The 16,034-nt window shown below is 70.6% G+C and carries 18 protein-coding genes; 11 read left to right on the forward strand and 7 right to left on the reverse strand.

What is annotated here, in order from left to right:
- The coding region (locus P409_RS09560) for an ABC transporter substrate-binding protein (RefSeq protein ID WP_202964616.1) at positions 1-1,294 on the reverse strand (1,294 nt) is incomplete at its 3' end.
- A 163-nt stretch (positions 1,295-1,457) separates the two neighbouring features.
- Here P409_RS09560 and P409_RS09565 point away from each other — a divergent pair.
- On the forward strand, positions 1,458-2,315 hold the full coding sequence (locus P409_RS09565) for a helix-turn-helix domain-containing protein (RefSeq protein WP_052120268.1): 858 nt from the start codon (positions 1,458-1,460) through the stop codon (positions 2,313-2,315).
- A 5-nt stretch (positions 2,316-2,320) separates the two neighbouring features.
- On the opposite strand, the gene P409_RS09570 is transcribed toward P409_RS09565, so the two are convergent.
- Entirely contained in the window at positions 2,321-3,220 is a 900-nt protein-coding gene (locus P409_RS09570) for a phytanoyl-CoA dioxygenase family protein (RefSeq protein WP_034834778.1), read from the reverse strand.
- Positions 3,221-3,498: 278 nt separating this feature from the next.
- On the opposite strand from P409_RS09570, the gene P409_RS09575 reads away from it, so the two are divergent.
- Positions 3,499-4,422, forward strand: coding sequence for a cation diffusion facilitator family transporter (locus P409_RS09575; RefSeq protein ID WP_052120270.1), 924 nt, complete (start codon positions 3,499-3,501; stop codon positions 4,420-4,422).
- 272 nt (positions 4,423-4,694) lie between these two features.
- Here the strand turns inward: P409_RS09575 and P409_RS09580 are convergent, their stop codons facing one another.
- A complete protein-coding gene (locus P409_RS09580) occupies positions 4,695-5,486 on the reverse strand; it encodes a 2-keto-4-pentenoate hydratase (RefSeq protein ID WP_034834748.1) in 792 nt (263 codons plus the stop codon).
- Between the two features lie 84 nt (positions 5,487-5,570).
- Between P409_RS09580 and P409_RS09585 the strand changes: the two genes are divergently transcribed.
- From P409_RS09585 to P409_RS09605, 5 genes are all read left to right on the forward strand, one after another.
- Entirely contained in the window at positions 5,571-6,272 is a 702-nt protein-coding gene (locus P409_RS09585; RefSeq protein WP_034834750.1) for a GntR family transcriptional regulator, read from the forward strand.
- A 27-nt stretch (positions 6,273-6,299) separates the two neighbouring features.
- Positions 6,300-7,148, forward strand: a complete 849-nt coding sequence (kduI, locus tag P409_RS09590; RefSeq protein ID WP_034834753.1) for a 5-dehydro-4-deoxy-D-glucuronate isomerase — start codon at positions 6,300-6,302, stop codon at positions 7,146-7,148.
- Entirely contained in the window at positions 7,145-7,906 is a 762-nt protein-coding gene (gene kduD / locus P409_RS09595; RefSeq protein WP_034834756.1) for a 2-dehydro-3-deoxy-D-gluconate 5-dehydrogenase KduD, read from the forward strand. The genes kduI and kduD overlap by 4 nt, the downstream gene beginning before the upstream one ends.
- Before the next feature lie 183 nt (positions 7,907-8,089).
- Entirely contained in the window at positions 8,090-8,680 is a 591-nt protein-coding gene (locus tag P409_RS09600) for a phage tail protein (RefSeq protein ID WP_034834759.1), read from the forward strand.
- Positions 8,681-8,692: 12 nt separating this feature from the next.
- Complete coding sequence (locus P409_RS09605) at positions 8,693-9,013, forward strand: DUF6916 family protein (protein WP_034834763.1); 321 nt, start codon at positions 8,693-8,695, stop codon at positions 9,011-9,013.
- Between the two features lie 27 nt (positions 9,014-9,040).
- Here P409_RS09605 and P409_RS09610 read toward each other — a convergent pair whose 3' ends face one another.
- Positions 9,041-9,859 carry a 6-phosphogluconolactonase gene (locus P409_RS09610; RefSeq protein WP_052120272.1) on the reverse strand — a complete coding sequence of 273 codons (819 nt, stop codon included), beginning with the start codon at positions 9,857-9,859 and terminating at the stop codon, positions 9,041-9,043.
- Positions 9,860-10,039: 180 nt separating this feature from the next.
- Here P409_RS09610 and P409_RS09615 point away from each other — a divergent pair, with 180 nt between their 5' ends.
- The gene (locus P409_RS09615) at positions 10,040-11,089 is read left to right on the forward strand and encodes an aldo/keto reductase (protein WP_034834766.1); all 1,050 of its coding nucleotides are present in this window, start codon (positions 10,040-10,042) and stop codon (positions 11,087-11,089) included.
- Between the two features lie 109 nt (positions 11,090-11,198).
- On the opposite strand, the gene P409_RS09620 is transcribed toward P409_RS09615, so the two are convergent.
- On the reverse strand, positions 11,199-12,404 hold the full coding sequence (locus tag P409_RS09620; protein WP_034834768.1) for an MFS transporter: 1,206 nt from the start codon (positions 12,402-12,404) through the stop codon (positions 11,199-11,201).
- A gap of 127 nt (positions 12,405-12,531) precedes the next feature.
- On the opposite strand from P409_RS09620, the gene P409_RS09625 reads away from it, so the two are divergent.
- Positions 12,532-13,137, forward strand: coding sequence for a TetR/AcrR family transcriptional regulator (locus P409_RS09625; RefSeq protein ID WP_034834770.1), 606 nt, complete (start codon positions 12,532-12,534; stop codon positions 13,135-13,137).
- A 68-nt stretch (positions 13,138-13,205) separates the two neighbouring features.
- Positions 13,206-13,637 carry a GFA family protein gene (locus tag P409_RS09630; protein WP_052120274.1) on the forward strand — a complete coding sequence of 144 codons (432 nt, stop codon included), beginning with the start codon at positions 13,206-13,208 and terminating at the stop codon, positions 13,635-13,637.
- Positions 13,638-13,640: 3 nt separating this feature from the next.
- Here the strand turns inward: P409_RS09630 and P409_RS09635 are convergent, their stop codons facing one another.
- Both P409_RS09635 and P409_RS09640 read right to left on the reverse strand, forming a co-directional pair.
- Positions 13,641-13,994 carry a DUF1428 domain-containing protein gene (locus tag P409_RS09635; RefSeq protein WP_034834773.1) on the reverse strand — a complete coding sequence of 118 codons (354 nt, stop codon included), beginning with the start codon at positions 13,992-13,994 and terminating at the stop codon, positions 13,641-13,643.
- Positions 13,995-14,026: 32 nt separating this feature from the next.
- A complete protein-coding gene (locus P409_RS09640) occupies positions 14,027-15,028 on the reverse strand; it encodes a LysR family transcriptional regulator (RefSeq protein ID WP_081991390.1) in 1,002 nt (333 codons plus the stop codon).
- Positions 15,029-15,284: 256 nt separating this feature from the next.
- Here P409_RS09640 and P409_RS36140 point away from each other — a divergent pair.
- On the forward strand, positions 15,285-16,034 hold a 750-nt coding region (locus tag P409_RS36140), incomplete at its 3' end, for a DedA family protein (RefSeq protein WP_052120276.1).

Raw genomic sequence — 16,034 nt, forward strand, 5'->3', positions numbered from 1 at the left:
GGCCGGTGGCGGCGGAGATCTGCTCGGCCGCCTCGTCCAGGGTCTCCTTGGCGGATTTCGAGCCGCCCTTCAGATAGGCCAGCAGGATGCCGTCGGCGATGTTGTCGGCCTCGGCGAAATACTGGGTGCCGCGGGCCGGCTTGATCTGCGACAGGGTGTTCAGCACCACCTCCCAGACCTTCTGCCCGCCCCAATAGGGCTGCGCCTGCTGGACATAGGGATCGTTGACCGCCTCCGGCAGGGTCGGCACCAGGCCCGAGGCCTTGAGCTGGGTGATCTGGCTGTCCGGCCGGCCGTTCGCGAAGTTGATGAAGGCCAGCGCCGCCTGCGGGTTCTTCGAGGAGGCCGGGATGGCGAGCGAGGAGCCGCCGATATTGGCGGCGCGGTTGCCGCCGGCGGTGAAGGCCGGCAGCGGGAACACGCCCCACTTGCCGCTCAGCTCCGGCGCGTTGCCGCGGACCGAGCCCTCATACCAGGCGCCGTAGACCGAGCTGGCCAGCCGGTTGGCCTTGATCGCCTGCAGGCTGCCGTCCCAGTCGCCCTCCATGAACAGGCCGGCATCGCCGATCTTCTTCACCGTCTCCAGCGCCTGGACGCATCCGGGCTGGGCGATGGTGACGGTCTCGCCCGTCTCGTCGAAATAGGCGCAGCCGGCCTGGTTGGCCAGGATGCGGAACCAGGTGGTGCTGGTACCGCCGCTGTTGGTCGACAGGAACTTCACGTCGGCGCCGGCCTTGGCCTGGACGGCCTTGCCGGCGGCGATGAAGTCGTCCCAGGTGGCGATCTTCTCCGGGTCGACGCCCGCGGCCTGATACATGTCGCGGCGGTAGAACACCACGGCCGGGCCGGAATCCCAGGGCATGGCGTAGATCTTGTCGCCGACGGTCAGCTCCGCCAGCTTGAATTTCGGGAATTTGGCGAGGAGGTCGGCCTCTTTCGCGTCGAGCGACTTCAGGTCCAGGAAGCAGTCCGGGAAGCGGGCCCAGAACACCTCGGATTCGTGGTTCTCGACCGAATAGACGTCCGGCATGTTGATGCCGCCGGCGGAGCAGCCGGCCAGGCCGCGGTCATAGACGGGCTGGTTGCCCAGGTCCTCGACCGTCACCTTGACGTTCGGATAGGCCTTGTTGAAGTCGGGCACCACGGCCTTCAGCGCCGTCGCCGCGACGTTCCAGCTCCAGACCGTGATCTCGCCCTTCACGTCCGACTGCGCCATCGCCGGCGCCGTCAGGGCCAAGACGGCCGCGCCGGCCAAGCCGAACATCATGCCGGCGATCCTGCCAAGTCCACTCATCAGGGTCCTCCCTCGTCTCGTGTTCGGTCCGACGGGCGGGTCCTGCGGGTGGCGGACCCCTCTTCGCGGAGCTTACCGTCGCCGTGCGGGGGGAGTATGAATCGGTGGTTTCCGCATGTCGTCCCGGTCGGGGACGAATTCTTCCGGGATCCTAAGGTCGCCGATGAGCCGAGCCCAGACCGCGCGCATACCGAGGCTGCCGGGCCATTCCGAGCGCGCCGTCAGCGCCGACGCGCGGCGCGAGGTGCTGGTGATGCGGCGGGCGCACCAGCACAGCCAGATCGAGCTGAACCTGATGCTGGCCGGCGCCGCGACCTACCTGTTCAACGGCAGGCGGGTGACGATCGGGGCCGGCGACTTCGTGTTCTTCTGGGGCGCCATCCCGCACCAGACGATCGAGGTATCCAGCCCGGCCAGCTTCGTCTGCCTGTACCTGCCGATCGAGATGTTCCTCAGCGCCGCGCTGGGGCCGCGGCTGAAGAGCGCGGTGCTGGGCGGCGGCCTGATCGGCGATCGCGCGCCGCTGCCCTTCGACGCCGCGCAGTTCGAGCACTGGCACGGCGAGCTGAACCGGGGCGACGAGCGCATCACCGCTTTGGTGCGGCAGGAGATCGAGCAGCGGCTGCGGCGCAGCGACCTGTGCGGCTGGGAGGTGCTGAGCGACACCGGCGACGGCGCCGCGGCCGCCGAGGGCCGGCACGCCAAGGTCTGGGCCATGGCCGGCTTCATCGCCGCCCATGCCGGCGATCCGATCTCGGTCGCCGACGTCGCCGCCTCGGTGTGCCTGCACCCGAACTACGCGATGGCGATCTTCCGCGAGGCGCTGGGCATGAGCATCGGCGGCTACCTGACGCGCCAGCGCCTCTATGTGGCCCAGGCGCTGCTGCTGTCGACCGACACCGACATCGTCACCATCGCCTTCGAGGCCGGCTTCGGCTCGGTGTCGCGCTTCTACGAGGCCTTCGGCCGCCACTTCGCCATGCCGCCGAGGCAGTACCGCATGCTCTATCGCGGCGGGTGAGTGGCCTACAGCCCGTCGCCGAGGCTCCAATGGCTGCCCCAGCGCGGGTCGGCGTCGTCGCGGACGTCCTGGAAGCGGATGTCGGCCGACAGGCGCATGGTACCGTCCGGGTCGTCGTTCCGGGTCGCGGCGTGGATCATATAGGGGCTGTGCAGCACCACGTCGCCGGCGGCGTAGTTCGCGGCCAGCCAGCGTGTGCCGAAGCGCTCCGCCATCGCCGGCAGGTCCTTCGAGATCCAGCCGGTCTCGGTCATGTTGCGGTTGTAGGCGCTGATCCGCTCCTCCGGCGACAGCCCGGCGTTCCTGCGGCTGAACTCGGCCTCCATCTCCCGGCCCAGCCGGTGCGAGCCTTCCAGGTAGAGGAGCCCGCCCATCCGCACCGGCACGTCGCCGATCGGGATCCAGGCGGTGACCAGCCGGTCGGTGCCGGCGCGGAGGTAGATCAGGTCGTAATGCGCGCCGGTCGAGGCCGGGTCGCCGGGCCGGGTGAAGCGCAGGATCTTGCGCCGGTGCAGGGTGGAGGTGCCGCCGATCAGCCGGTCGATGAAGCGCCACAGCTCCGGCATCAGGCAGAAGGATTCGAAGGCGGCGGAGCGCACCAGCTCCATCAGCCGGCCGCGCGACGCGGGGTCGGCCGGGCGATCGGAGGCCTTGCCTTCGACCGGATCGGAGCCTTCGGCCAGCAGGCCGAACTCGGCGAACTGCGCGAAGACGTGACGGCGGAACTCCAGCACCGCCGCGCGCGGCAGCAGCGACCGCAGCCAGAGATAACCCCCGGAGTCGTAGCGCGAGCGCAGGGTGGCGAGGTCCTCCGCCGGATCGCTCGGCGCCAGCCAGCCCAGACGCGCCGGGCTGCAATCGAGATCATGGCCGTTCGACGACAGAGCGGACGGCAGAACGTCCATCTTCTCCTCCCATCGCGGATGCGCCTTGGAGCGCTTGGCGGCCATCATGCGCCCGGCGGTCCGGAATGTCGTCGCGTCGCGGCGGCTTTTCCTCCGGAATCCTCAGGTCGAGCCCGTGCGGCGAGGAGTCTGGCGCCGACAGAAAAATCCATTTAATATCAAATGGTTAAATGTAGTGCGCCACACTTCTTAGCCGAGGCTTGGAAAGGTATGGACGGATACGAGACGAAGCCGCCGGGCCGCCGGCGTCCTCGGGGCCGGGCGAGGCGCATCGGCTGATGGACCGCGCCTCGAAGGCCGCGCTGGCCAGCGTCTTCGTCGGGGCCCTGGTACTGGGCCTCAAATTCCTCGCCTGGTGGGTCACCGGCTCGGTCGCGCTCTATTCCGACGCGCTGGAGAGCATCATCAACGTCGTGGCGGCCGGGGCGGCCTTCATCGCGCTGCGGGTCTCGGCCCAGCCGGCGGACGCCAACCACCCCTACGGCCACACCAAGGCCGAATACTTCTCGGCCGTGTTCGAGGGGCTGCTGGTGGTGCTGGCGGCGCTGTCGATCCTGCGCGAGGCCTATGCCGGGCTGCTGGACCCCCAGCCGCTCGACGCGCCGGCGCTGGGCCTGGCGATCAACGCCGTGGCCTCAGCGATCAACGCGGTCTGGGGCTGGACCCTGCTGCGCTGGGGCCGGCGATACCGCGCCCCGGCGCTGGTGGCCGACGGCAAGCATGTGCTGACCGACGTCTACACCTCCGGCGGGGTGCTGGTCGGCGTCGCGCTGGTGGCCCTGACCGGCTGGCTGATCCTCGACCCGATCCTGGCCGCCATCGTGGCGCTGAACATCCTGTGGTCCGGCTACGCCATGATCCGGGATTCGGTCGGCGGGCTGATGGACGAGGCGGTGCCGGACGAAACGCTGGCGCGCATCCGCGAGGCCATCGCGGCCAATGGCGGCGGCGCGCTGGAGGCCCATGACGTGCGCACCCGGCATGCCGGGCGGCTGACCTTCATCGACTTCCACCTGGTGGTGCCGGGCGCGATGACCGTGTCCGAGGCGCACGACATCTGCGACCGGATCGAGGCGACGCTCAAGCGCGACATCGGCGCCGACACCATCATCGGCATCCATGTCGAGCCGGAGGAGAAGGCCAAGCATGTCGGCGTGGCCATCGCCCGGCACCGCGGAACGGGGACCTGGAGCGGGAATTGAGATCCGGTCATGTCGGGATCTGACGGGATGCCGAGCGTCTTCGCGTGGCCTCTCCTGCAGGCGAGATCGCTTGGAATTGCCAGCACCGTCATTGCGAGCGCAGCGAAGCAATCCAGGGGCCGGTGCGCACCGGCCCCTGGATTGCTTCGTCGGCTTCGCCTCCTCGCAATGACGGCGAGGGAATGATCATTGTGAAAAGGCCCCGCAAGCGGGAGAGGCAACGGGTTATCGCCCTATTGCGATCAGCTGAGCTGACGCAATCTCATCCTGCTCTAGCTGCCGGCGGCGGTGACCAGCACCTCGACCGTGCCGACGCCGTCGAACTCGGCCTGGGCCCGGTCGCCCGGCTTCACCACATGGACGCCGGTGGTCATGCCGGTCAGCACCCAGCTGCCGGCCGGCAGGTCGCGGCCGCGGCGGCCGAGATGCTCGGCCAGGAAGGCGAGGGAGGCGATCGGCCCGCCGGCGACGCGGGCGGCGCTGCCCTCGCCCACCACCGCGCCGCCGACCCGCATCCGTACCGTCCGGTCCGACGGCTGGCGGCTGTCCCAATCCGGGATCTCGGGGCCCAGCACCAGCCCGGCATTGTTGCCGAAATCGCTGGCCACGGCGCCGGGACCGAGGTCGTTCAGCGTCGCCAGCGGGCTGCCGGCGATCTCCATCCCGGCATGGACCGCCGCCACGAAGGGTCGCACCTCCTCGACCGTGCGCGGCCGGGCCTCGGCCTGGATGTCCCGGCCGATCCGCAGCACGAACTCGGCCTCCACCGCGCCGAAGCCGCCGGGGATCACCGGCGTCTCCACCCGGCCGTTGCGGGCGTCATGGAGGTTGCGGGCGAAGACCGGCCCGGCCAGGCGCGGCGCGTCGTAGCGCGGGCGCCAGGTCTCGGCGATGCCGGCCACCTTCCAGCCGACCAGCGTGTCGGTCCACAGCCCCATCGCCGCCTCCTGCACCGCATAGGCGGTGGGCAGGTCGGGTGGCAGCGTGCCGGGATAATCCGGCAGGGAACGGCCGGCACGGCGGGCTTCGGTGAAGGCGGTGGCCAGGTCGCGGCTCGAACTCATGGCAGGCTCCCCCAGGGCGTTTGCATTCTTGTGTATGGTAGTATGGGCTGATATGCAAGGCACCCAACGGCCTCGGGATCCCGCGTGAAGATAGACCCTGCCCAGAGCTTCGAATCCGTGGCGCGCCGGCTGGAGCGCGAGCTGCGCCGCGCCATCGTGGCGCTGGAGCTGGCGCCGGGGGCCAGGCTGTCGGAGCAGGAGATTGCCCAGCGCTACGGCGTGTCGCGCCAGCCGGTGCGCGAGGCGCTGATCGCCCTGGCCAAGACCCGGCTGGTCGAGGTGCAGCCCCAGCGCGGCACCGTGGTGGTGAAGCTGTCGGTGCGGCGCATGGCCGAGGCCCGCTTCGTCCGCGAATCGGTCGAGGTGGCGCTGGTGCGGCGTGCCTGCGAGGGCTTCGACCGGTCCAGCCGCGAGCGCATCGACGACCTGCTGGACGCTCAGGCCAAGGCGGCGTCGCGCGGCAACCACCACGACTTCCAGCGCGCCGACGAGCTGTTCCACATCGCCATCGCCGAGGGGGCCGGCTGCGGCATGGCCTGGATGGCGGTGGAGGACCTCAAGGCGCATATGGACCGGATCTGCACCCTGACGCTGCCGGGCCCCGAGGCGATGCTGCCGCTGATCGACCAGCACCGCGCCATCATGGCCGCGATCGACGCCCGCGACCCCGACGCGGCGGAGCGGGCGATGCGCACCCATCTCACCGAGATCCTGCGCGCGTTGCCGCGGATCGAGGCCGAGCATCCCGAACTGTTCGACGAGCCCGACCCGGGCCGGACCCGATAACGCGACCGCGATAGATACGAGGACAGCATGAGCGAGACCCCGACCACCCGCCAGGCGGTGCATTACGAGCAGGCCGAGATGCTCGACGGCGACGATCTGCGCCGGCATTTCCTGATCGAGCAGCTGATGGTCCCGGGGCGGCTGATCGCCACCTACACCCATTACGACCGCATGCTGGTGGCGGGCGCGGTGCCGACCGGCGCGCCGCTGGCGGTGGGCGAGGACCTGGCGAAGCTGGTCGGCAGCGCCACGCTCTTGGAGCGGCGAGAGCTCGGCCTGATCAATGTCGGCGGCGCCGGCCGCGTCACCGCCGACGGCACGGTCTACGAGGTCGGGCCGCAGGACGCGCTGTATCTCGGCCGCGGCATCGCCGCGATCACCTTCGCCAGCGTCGACCCGGCCGATCCGGCGAAGTTCTACATCAACTCCTCGCCGGCCCATGCCGCGCACCCGTCGCGGCTGGTCACCAGGAGCCAAGCCATCGTCAAGGAGCTCGGCGCGCCCGAGACCAGCAACCGCCGCACCCTGTCGCAATACCTGCATCCGGAGGTGCTGCCGACCTGCCAGCTGCTGATGGGGCTGACCCGCCTGCACAGCGGCAGCGTCTGGAACACCATGCCGGCGCACACCCATGACCGCCGGATGGAGGCGTATTTCTACTTCGAGCTGCCGGCCGACGCGGTGGTGATGCATTTCATGGGCCGGCCGGAGGCGACGCGCCACCTGGTGGTGCGCAACGAGCAGGCGGTGCTGTCGCCGCCCTGGTCGATCCATTGCGGCGCCGGCACCGCCGCCTATGCCTTCATCTGGAGCATGGCCGGCGACAACCAGGCCTTCACCGACATGGACTTCGTCGCCATGGGCGACCTGCTGTGAGCAGTGGCCTGTTCGACCTCAGCGGCAAGACCGCGCTGGTCACCGGCGCCCGCACCGGCCTCGGCCAGGGCATCGCCCTGGCCCTGGCGGAGGCCGGGGCCGACATCGCCGGCCTCGGCTCCCGCCCGATGCCGGACACGGCGGCGGCGGTGGCCGGCACCGGCCGCCGCTTCGTCGAGGTGGTGCGCGACCTCGAAGACTCCTCGGGCCTCGACGCCGTGGTGGCGGACATCGTCGGCCGGCTCGGCCGGATCGACATCCTGGTCAACAATGCCGGCATCATCCGCCGCGCCGATCTGCTGGAGTTCAGCGAGGCCGACTGGGACGCGGTGATGTCGGTCAATCTGAAGAGCGCCTTCTTCCTGACCCAGGCGGTGGCCCGGCACATGGTGGGGCAGGGCATCGCCGGGCGGATCATCCATGTCGCCTCGCTGCTGTCATTCCAGGGCGGCATCCGCGTCTCCTCCTACACCGCCAGCAAGCACGGCCTGGCCGGGCTGACCCGCGGCATGGCCAACGAGCTGGCGCCGAAGGGCATCACGGTCAACGCCATCGCCCCCGGCTACATGGAGACCGACAACACCGAGGCGCTGCGCGCCGACCCGGTGCGGACCCGGCAGATCCTCGACCGCATCCCGGCCGGCCGCTGGGGCGTGCCGCAGGACCTGGCGACGGCGGCGCTGTTCTTCGCCTCGCCGCACAGCGGCTACGTCACCGGCACGGTGCTGCCGGTCGATGGCGGCTGGATGGCGCGCTGAATTTTCTGGTTGGATTTGTGCTGAATTTTCGCCATAATGGGTTATTCAATCGAATAAGATTGAAACTATATTTCTGTTCGTTTTATCATCGCTGATGCCGGTTTCGAGCCCTCACGTCGATGGCGCGGAACCGGCATCAGGCGTTTGAAACATGTCGATTTCATTTTTCAGGAGCATTTCGGAATGGAAGCTTTTCTCGCCACGATCATGGGCTGGGCCCCGAATTTCGCGCCCCGCGGCTGGGCCTTCTGCGGGGGCCAGATTCTGGCGATCTCGCAGAACACGGCGTTGTTCAGCCTGCTCGGCACCACCTATGGCGGCGACGGGCAGACCACCTTCGCGCTGCCCAACCTGTTCAGCCGGTTCCCGATCGGCGCCGGCCAGGGCCCGGGTCTGAGCAACTACGTCCTCGGCCAGATGGCCGGTACCGAGAGCACCACGCTGACCACCAATAACCTGCCGGCGCATGTCCATGACGGGTCGACGCTGGCGGCGGTCCAGTCGGTCGCGACCACCACCGGCAACACCGTCCAGACGGCGGCGACCGAGACCTCGATCCTGGGCGCGCCGAACTTCACGGATCCGGGCACCGGCGGGCCGGTCGATGTCAACACCTTCGCCAACAACACCGCCAGCCCCGTGGTCAACCTGAAGCTCTCGGTCAGCGGCACCACCGGCCCGGCCGGCAACACCCAGCCCTTCTCGATCATGCCGCCCTATCTGGCGATCAACTGGATCATCGCGCTGGAAGGCATCTATCCGTCGCGCAGCTGAGGGGGCGCCGCGATGCTCGCCGAGCTCAGCTTCGACGACTTCAAGGACCACACCGGCCGGACCTTCGTGGTCGAGGGGCCGGGCGGCCGGGTGGAGGCGACGCTGGTCGCCGTCCGCCTTTCGCCTTACGGGTCGCCGGGGCTGCTGCGGCGGCACCCCTTCGCGATCCTGTTCACGGCGCCGCCGACACCGGATCTGGGCGCGCAGGTCTATAACATCCGGCACCCGTCCAGGGGGCTGATGGAAGGCGTCCTCATCAGCCCCGTGGTGCCGGCGGCGGCGGACCTGCCGAAGGCCCAGGGCCTTCGCTTCTACGAGGCGGTGTTCGCCTGACCTCGGTGCGGCGGCGCGGGGCGGCGGTCATGCCGCCTCCTGCGCCGCCGCGGCGTCGAGATGGATCTCCGGGTGCCGGCAGCGGTGCAGGATGGTGGCCGGCCAGTCGGGATCGAAATCCCGGCTTTCCAGCAGCCGCCGCGCCGCCTGGCGCTTGTGGGCGCCGTGCAGGATCATCAGCGCCGCCCGCGACAGGCCGGCGATGGTGCCGAGGCCGACGGAGACGCCGCAGTGCGGCACCTCGGCGATGGCGGCGAAGCCCGGGAAGGTCGCCATGTTGTCGCGCCGCGTCTCCTCCGCCAGCGCGACGATGCCGGTGCCGGCCTCGGCCGAACTGCCCGGCGGGTTGAAGGCGACATGGCCGTCGCTGGCGCCGCTGGCCAGCAGGAACAGGTCGATGCCGCCGGCGTCGCGGATGCGCCGGTCATAGGCCTCGGGATCGGCCGGGGACGGGCACCACACGCCCGCCGCCGGCAGCTGGCGCGGCGCCGGCAGCTTCGCGTTCACGACCGCGCGGATCTCCTGCTCGGCGAAGCGGCGGCAGCTGTAATGCGCCCGCGGGTCGCACAGCGCCGGATGTCCCGGCTCCTTGCCCGGCCCCTCGACCAGGTACTCGTCCATCATCACCAGGACCAGCCCGGACAGGTCGAAGCGGGTCATCCCGGCCATGGCCCCGAGCGCGGCATAGACCGGCACGGCCGTGCGGCCGGCCGGGCAGCCCAGCAGATAGGGCCGGTTCTCCTCCGCCGCGCGCTCGATCCCGCCCAGGATGCGCTGGGCGATGGCGCGGCCCAGAAGCTCCGGCGTCGGATGCACGGTGACCGGGATGGCGATGGTGGATCGCATCGTGGGTCCTGGGGCGGGGCCTGACGGCCGACCGGATGGAGTGTGCCGGGGCCGGCCGCGCGGCGCAATCGCGGCCGGTCATTCAGCAGCCCTGGCGCTGAATATGATCTGATCTTTCCGTTGGAACGCTGAAACCGGCGGGTCTAGGACTGATCCACCCCGACAAGAGAGAGGTGCGTCATGGAATACCGTCTGCTCGGCCGCTCCGGCCTCAAGGTCTCCACCATCACCCTCGGCACCATGACCATGGGCGGGAAGGGCAACTTCGCCAAGGTCGGCAATGCCGGCGTGGGCGAGGCACGGCGCCAGATCGACCTGTGCCTCGACGCCGGCGTCAACCTGATCGACACCGCCGATGTCTACTCCACCGGCGGGTCGGAGGAGATCATCGGCGAGGTGCTGGGCGGCAAGCGGAAGAACGGCGTGCTGATCGCCACCAAGGCGCGCTTCCCGATGGGCGACGGCCCGAACGACCGCGGCCTGTCGCGCCACCACCTGATCGAGGCCTGCGAGGCCAGCCTGAAGCGCCTGCGCACCGACGTGATCGACCTGTACCAGGTGCATCAGTGGGACGGGCAGACGCCGCTGGAGGAGACGATCGACGCGCTCGACACCCTCGTCCGCCAGGGCAAGGTCCGCTACATCGGCGCCTCGAACTACTCCGGCTGGCACCTGATGAAGGCGCTCGGCGTCAGCGACCGCGCCCATCGCCAGCGCTTCGTCAGCCAGCAGATCCACTACACGTTGGAGGCGCGCGAGGCGGAGTACGAGCTGGTGCCGGTGTCGATCGACCAGGGCCTCGGCATCCTGGTGTGGAGCCCGCTGGCCGGCGGCCTCCTCTCCGGCAAGCACCGCCGCGGCGTGACGCCGGAGGGCACGCGCCAGCTGGCCGGCTGGGACGAGCCGCCGATCCGCGACGAGGACCGGCTGTGGGCCATCGTCGACGCGCTGGTGGCGATCGCGGAAACGCGCGGCGTCTCCGGCGCCCAGGTGGCGCTGGCCTGGCTGCTGGGCCGGCCGGCGGTGACGTCGGTGATCATCGGCGGCCGCACCGAGGCGCAGCTGCAGGACAACCTCGCCGCCGCCGAGCTGGTGCTGACGGCGGAGGAGTGGGCGATCCTGGACAAGGTCAGCGCGCCGCCGGTGCTGTATCCCTACTGGCACCAGTTGCGCACCGCCAAGGACCGGCTCGGCCCCGCCGACCTGTCCCTGCTGGGCCCGCATCTCTGATCAGGCTGGGGATTGTCGGCGCAAACGGAAATCCCCAACCGTCATTGCTTCGCTGCGCTCGCAATGACGGCGCTGAGTATTTTTCCGATCAGTTCTGCTGTCAGAAGCTTCACGCCACCGCCGGCCGTGCCGCGGTGGCGGGCTCGCGCAGCCAGCGCTGGCCCAGCAGGGCGATGGCCAGCGCCGTCGTCCCGGCCGCGACCGACACCCAGAACCCGGCCGGCGCGCCGAAGCCGTCGATGATCCGGCCGGAGATCGAGGAGCCGACGGCCATGCCGATGCCGACCCCGGTCATCGCCCAGGTGATGCCCTCGGTCAGCTGCGACGGCGGCACCAGCCGCTCGATCAGCCCCATGGCGGTGATCACGGTGGGCGAGACGGCGGCGCCGGCCAGGAACAGCACCAGCGCCAGCGCCGGGATGCTGTCGACCACCAGCAGGGGCAGGGTGGTCAGCGCCGCCAGGCCGATCGCCAGGACGAACTGGACCGCCAGCGGCAGCCGCGGCTTGATCGCGCCGAACACCAGCCCGACCAGCAGCGAGCCGAGGGCGTAGGCCGCCAGCACCAGGCTGGCGGCGGCGGTGGCGCCATGCGCCTCGGCGAAGGCCACGGCGGTCACCTCGGCGGTGCCGAAGATGGCGCCGACCGCGACCATGGTCAGCGCGATCACCCTGATCGCGCCGAGCCGGATGACGGAGCGGCCGCGCCCGGCCTCCGGCGCGTGCACCGGCGGCTCGGTCGCCTTCAGCCGGGTGAACAGGGCGACGCCGGTGGCCAGCAGCACCGTGGCGACCAGCGGCCCGGCCTCCGGCACCACCGCGACGCTCAGCCCGATCGCCACCACCGGGCCGGTCATGAAGATCAGCTCGTCGACCACGGATTCGAAGGCGAAGGCGGTGCGCAGCTGCGGCGTGTCGCGGTACAGCTCGGTCCAGCGCGCCCGCACGAAGGCGGTCATGCTCGGCATGGCGCCGGCGCCGATGGCGAACAGGAACAGCGTCCAGTCCGGCGCGCCGAACCGCGTCGCCAGCATCAGCCCGGCCATCGCCGCCACGGTGACGGCGGTGGCCGGGATCGCCACGCGGCGCTGGCCGTGCCGGTCGACCAGCCGCGAGACCTGCGGCGCGATCAGCGCGTTCGACAGGGCGAAGGTGGCGGAGACGGCGCCGGCCAGCGCGTATTCGCCGCGGGCCTGCGACAGCATGGTGACGATGCCCAGCGTCATCATCGCCAGCGGCAGCCGGGCGACGAAGCCGGCGGCCGAGAAGGCTTTGGCGCCGGGCGCCCGGAAGATCTCGGCATAGGGGTTGGGCATGGCGGGTCTCCGCTGCGGCCGACATCACATACCATACGGCCACTTGCATACGCACCGTATGTGAAGCAGATAATGGCATGCGCGGCGCATGTCAATTGGCATACGTAGCGTATGTGAAAGGAGAGGCATGGCCCACCGGCCCCGCAGCGAGATGATCGCCGAGACCCGCGCCAAGCTGCTGGCGGCGGCCCGGCACGCCTTCGGCACCCAGGGCTACGCGGCCGCGTCGATGGATGATTTCACCGCCGGGGCCGGGCTGACCCGCGGCGCCCTCTACCACCATTTCGGCGACAAGAAGGGCCTGCTGCGCGTGGTGATCGCCGAGATCGACGCCGAGATGAACGCCCGGCTGCAGCAGGTCTCGCGCCGGGCCCCGGACCCCTGGCGGGCCTTCGTCGCCGAATGCACCGCCTATCTCGAGATGGCGGTGGAGCCGGAGATCCGGCGCATCGTGCTGCGCGACGGCCCGTCGGTGCTGGGCGATCCGTCGACCTGGGACGGCCAGTCCGCCTGCATCGCCTCGATGACCGGGGCGCTGCGCCGCCTGGCCGCGGACGGCACGATCCGCCCGGTCGACCCGGAGGCGACGGCGCGGCTGATCAACGGGGCGATGCTGCACGCCGCCCAGTGGATCGCCAACGCCCCCGACCCGGACGCCGCGTCCCGCTGCTCGGTGGCGGCGTTCGAGACGATGCTGTCCGGCCTGCTGACGGACCGCCCGGCGGCCGGCTGACGGACCGTTCCCGGCGACGAATGTCGCGGCGCGGCGTTGTTCCCTCGAGGCGATGGGAGGAAAGCCGGATGAGCGACTATCCCGTGCTGCGGCCGGAGCCGCGGGTCGACACCGACGGCACGCGGCTGCGCCAGGGCGGCTGCAGCTGCGGCGCGGTGCGCTTCACACTGCGCGGCGAGCCGCTGAGGGTCGGGATCTGCCACTGCACCGAATGCCGCAAGGCCACCGGGGCGGTGGCCATGGGCTATGCCGACTGGCCGAGCCGGGCCTTCACCGTGACCGGCGAGGTCCGCACCCATCGCGGCCGCAGCTTCTGCCCGGTCTGCGGCTCGCGCCTGTTCCACCCCGCCGAGGGCGAGGGCGTGGTCGAGATCCTGCTCGGCGCGCTGGACGACGCGCCGGGCGACCTGCGGCCGACCCGCGAGGGCTGGATCATCCGGCGCGAGCCCTGGCTGGCGCCGGTCGCCGGCGCCGGCCAGTTCGACCGCGACCCGGCGTGACCGCTACAGCTCCACGAACGCCTCGAAGCCGCCATAGATCATGCGTTTGGCGTCGAAGGGCATGGCGGACGGGTCCATGTGCAGCCGTGGGTCGGCAAACACTTTCTTGTTGATCTCGTCGCGCGCGGCACGGGACTCGTAGACGATCCAGGCGAAGACCACGACCTCGTCCTCCTTGGCCTGGACCGCGCGCGGGAACGAGGTCAGCTCGCCATAGGGCACGTCGTCACCGACGCATTCGACATAGGCCAGGGCGCCGTGGTCCTTCCAAATCGCGCCGGCCTTGCGCGCCATCTCCTTGTACTCCTCAAGCTTCGCCTTCGGCACCGCCAGCACGAATCCGTCTGCATAGGACATGGCGCGTCTCCTCCGTTCGGTTGCGTCCGACCCTAGGACGGTCCCGGGACCCGGGAACCGACAGGCGGGACGGATTTTTTCGGCGTCCCGTCCCGCGCGCCCATATACACCGTCGTGCCCGGCCGCAGCGTGTCGTGCACGAACTGGATGAAGGCGCGCAGCTTGGGCAGGGCCTGGGCCCGGCTGGGATAGTACAGGAACAGGCCGGGGGTGCCGGGGCAGAACGCCTGCAGCACCGGTTCCAGCGCCCCGGCGGCGACCTGCTCCTGCGCCGCCGGCGCCGCGGTGTAGGCGAGGCCCAGGCCCATCGCGGCCGCCATCAGGTTCAGCCCGCCGCTGTTGACGATCACCGGCCCGGCCACCGCGATGTCGAAGGCGCGGCTGCCCTCGACGAACTCCCAGCGATAGATCGGCCCCTGCGGCGACTGGCGGGTGCCGATGCAGGCGTGGCGGTGCAGGTCCTCCGGCCGCTGCGGCCGGCCGTGACGGGCGAAATAGGCGGGGGATCCGACCACGGCGAACTGGAAGGGCGGGGTCAGCCGCACCGCCACCATGTCGGCCTCCAGCAGCTCGCCCAGGCGGATGCCGGCATCGAAGCCCTCGGCGACGATGTTGGCCAGCCCGTCCTCGGCGAAGATCTCGATCTGCAGCGCCGGGTGGGCGGCGCCGAATTCGGCCAGGATCGGCTCGGCCAGGAACGGCACCAGCGCCCGCGGCATGTTCAGCCGCAGCAGGCCGGTCACCTCCTCGCCCAGGCTCTGCGCCGCGTCGAAGGCGGCCAGGATCTCCGCCACCGCCGGCCGGGCGCGGTCGAGGAAGCGCTGGCCGGCCTCGGTCAGCCCGACCCGGCGGGTGGTGCGGGTCAGGAGCGCCACGCCCAGCCGCGCCTCCAGCCCGCGGATGGTCTGGCTGATCGCCGAGGGCGACACCCCCAGCTCCTCCGCCGCCGCCCGGAAGCTGCGGCGCTCGGCCACCCGCAGCACGGCGATCACGCCGTCCAGCTGGTCGCGCTCGATTGTGAAGGGCTTCTTCATGGCCCTTGCAGATTATTCCGGGTGGCGCCGCAAATCGAGCGCCCATAGCCTGTCGGGACCATGCGGCGGAAGAGCGGGGCGAGTCGGCGCCGGCTCCCGGACGCAGGAACCCGTGCCGCGGCGCAATGCCGCTGCCGCAACCTGCCGCCGGGCACCGTCCTCATATGAGCGGAACGCACCGCTATCGCGTTCCCCTGACCTTCCCATTCCTACTATGATAACAGGGGAGTCGGCCTTGGACCCGCTGGGAGCCCTTATGCCCTGGATCGCCGCCTGCAGCGTTGCCGGCCTGTTCGGCCTGATGCTGGTCGAGCGCCTGCTGCCGATCCTGCCCTCCTACGGCCTCTTGGTCGCGGTCGGGGTGGCGGTGGGCGAGGGCTATTGGTCGCTGCCGCTGGCCCTGGCGATGACGGTGATCGGCGGCGTCGCCGGCTGCGCGCTGTTCTACGGGCTGGGCTGGGGCTTGGGAGAGGCCCGGGCCGGCGCGCTGCTGCGGCGGACCGCCGGCTTCTTCGGCATGGGCCCGGCGCGGGTCGACCGCTGCATCGCCTGGTTCCAGGACCGTGGCGCCCTGTTCGCGCTGGTGGCGCAGCTGGTGCCGACCGTGCGGCTGGTGGTGCCCGGCATCGCCGGGCTGCTGCGGGCCAGACCCCTGATGTTCTTCGTGGCGACCGCCCTCGGGATCGGTCTGTGGAACGGGCTGTTCATCGGCACCGGCTATGCCGCCGCGGCGCTGGTCGAACCCACCCCGAACGCATCCTCTCTCGCGCTGACGGTGATGGTCGCGCTGGTGCTTGTGGAGCTTATGGGCACGATGATGTGGCGCAATTTCTCCCGCCGACGGCAGGCTGTCGCCGTCTCCTCCGCCGGTGCGCCCGTGCTGGCGCAGGGCCCCGCGCTGTCGCCGCGGCCCGCGACCGGTCCGTCGCGCCGCCAGGATGCGGCCGACGACTTCGCCTTCTTCCGCGCCTGGCTGAAGGCGCCGCTGCGGGTGGCCGCGGTGGTG

The organism is Inquilinus limosus MP06, from assembly GCF_000767795.1.
Classification (GTDB): Bacteria; Pseudomonadota; Alphaproteobacteria; order DSM-16000; family Inquilinaceae; genus Inquilinus; species Inquilinus limosus_E.

Bases quoted from the DNA above. Each gene is read 5' to 3' on its own strand.
- P409_RS09565 (WP_052120268.1), top strand. From the start codon at position 1,458: ATGAGCCGAGCCCAGACCGCGCGCATACCGAGGCTGCCGGGCCATTCC.
- P409_RS09570 (WP_034834778.1), bottom strand. From the start codon at position 3,220: ATGGACGTTCTGCCGTCCGCTCTGTCGTCGAACGGCCATGATCTCGAT.
- P409_RS09575 (WP_052120270.1), top strand. From the start codon at position 3,499: ATGGACCGCGCCTCGAAGGCCGCGCTGGCCAGCGTCTTCGTCGGGGCC.
- P409_RS09580 (WP_034834748.1), bottom strand. From the start codon at position 5,486: ATGAGTTCGAGCCGCGACCTGGCCACCGCCTTCACCGAAGCCCGCCGT.
- kduI (WP_034834753.1), top strand. From the start codon at position 6,300: ATGAGCGAGACCCCGACCACCCGCCAGGCGGTGCATTACGAGCAGGCC.
- P409_RS09600 (WP_034834759.1), top strand. From the start codon at position 8,090: ATGGAAGCTTTTCTCGCCACGATCATGGGCTGGGCCCCGAATTTCGCG.
- P409_RS09605 (WP_034834763.1), top strand. From the start codon at position 8,693: ATGCTCGCCGAGCTCAGCTTCGACGACTTCAAGGACCACACCGGCCGG.
- P409_RS09610 (WP_052120272.1), bottom strand. From the start codon at position 9,859: ATGCGATCCACCATCGCCATCCCGGTCACCGTGCATCCGACGCCGGAG.
- P409_RS09615 (WP_034834766.1), top strand. From the start codon at position 10,040: ATGGAATACCGTCTGCTCGGCCGCTCCGGCCTCAAGGTCTCCACCATC.
- P409_RS09620 (WP_034834768.1), bottom strand. From the start codon at position 12,404: ATGCCCAACCCCTATGCCGAGATCTTCCGGGCGCCCGGCGCCAAAGCC.
- P409_RS09625 (WP_034834770.1), top strand. From the start codon at position 12,532: ATGGCCCACCGGCCCCGCAGCGAGATGATCGCCGAGACCCGCGCCAAG.
- P409_RS09630 (WP_052120274.1), top strand. From the start codon at position 13,206: ATGAGCGACTATCCCGTGCTGCGGCCGGAGCCGCGGGTCGACACCGAC.
- P409_RS09635 (WP_034834773.1), bottom strand. From the start codon at position 13,994: ATGTCCTATGCAGACGGATTCGTGCTGGCGGTGCCGAAGGCGAAGCTT.
- P409_RS09640 (WP_081991390.1), bottom strand. From the start codon at position 15,028: ATGAAGAAGCCCTTCACAATCGAGCGCGACCAGCTGGACGGCGTGATC.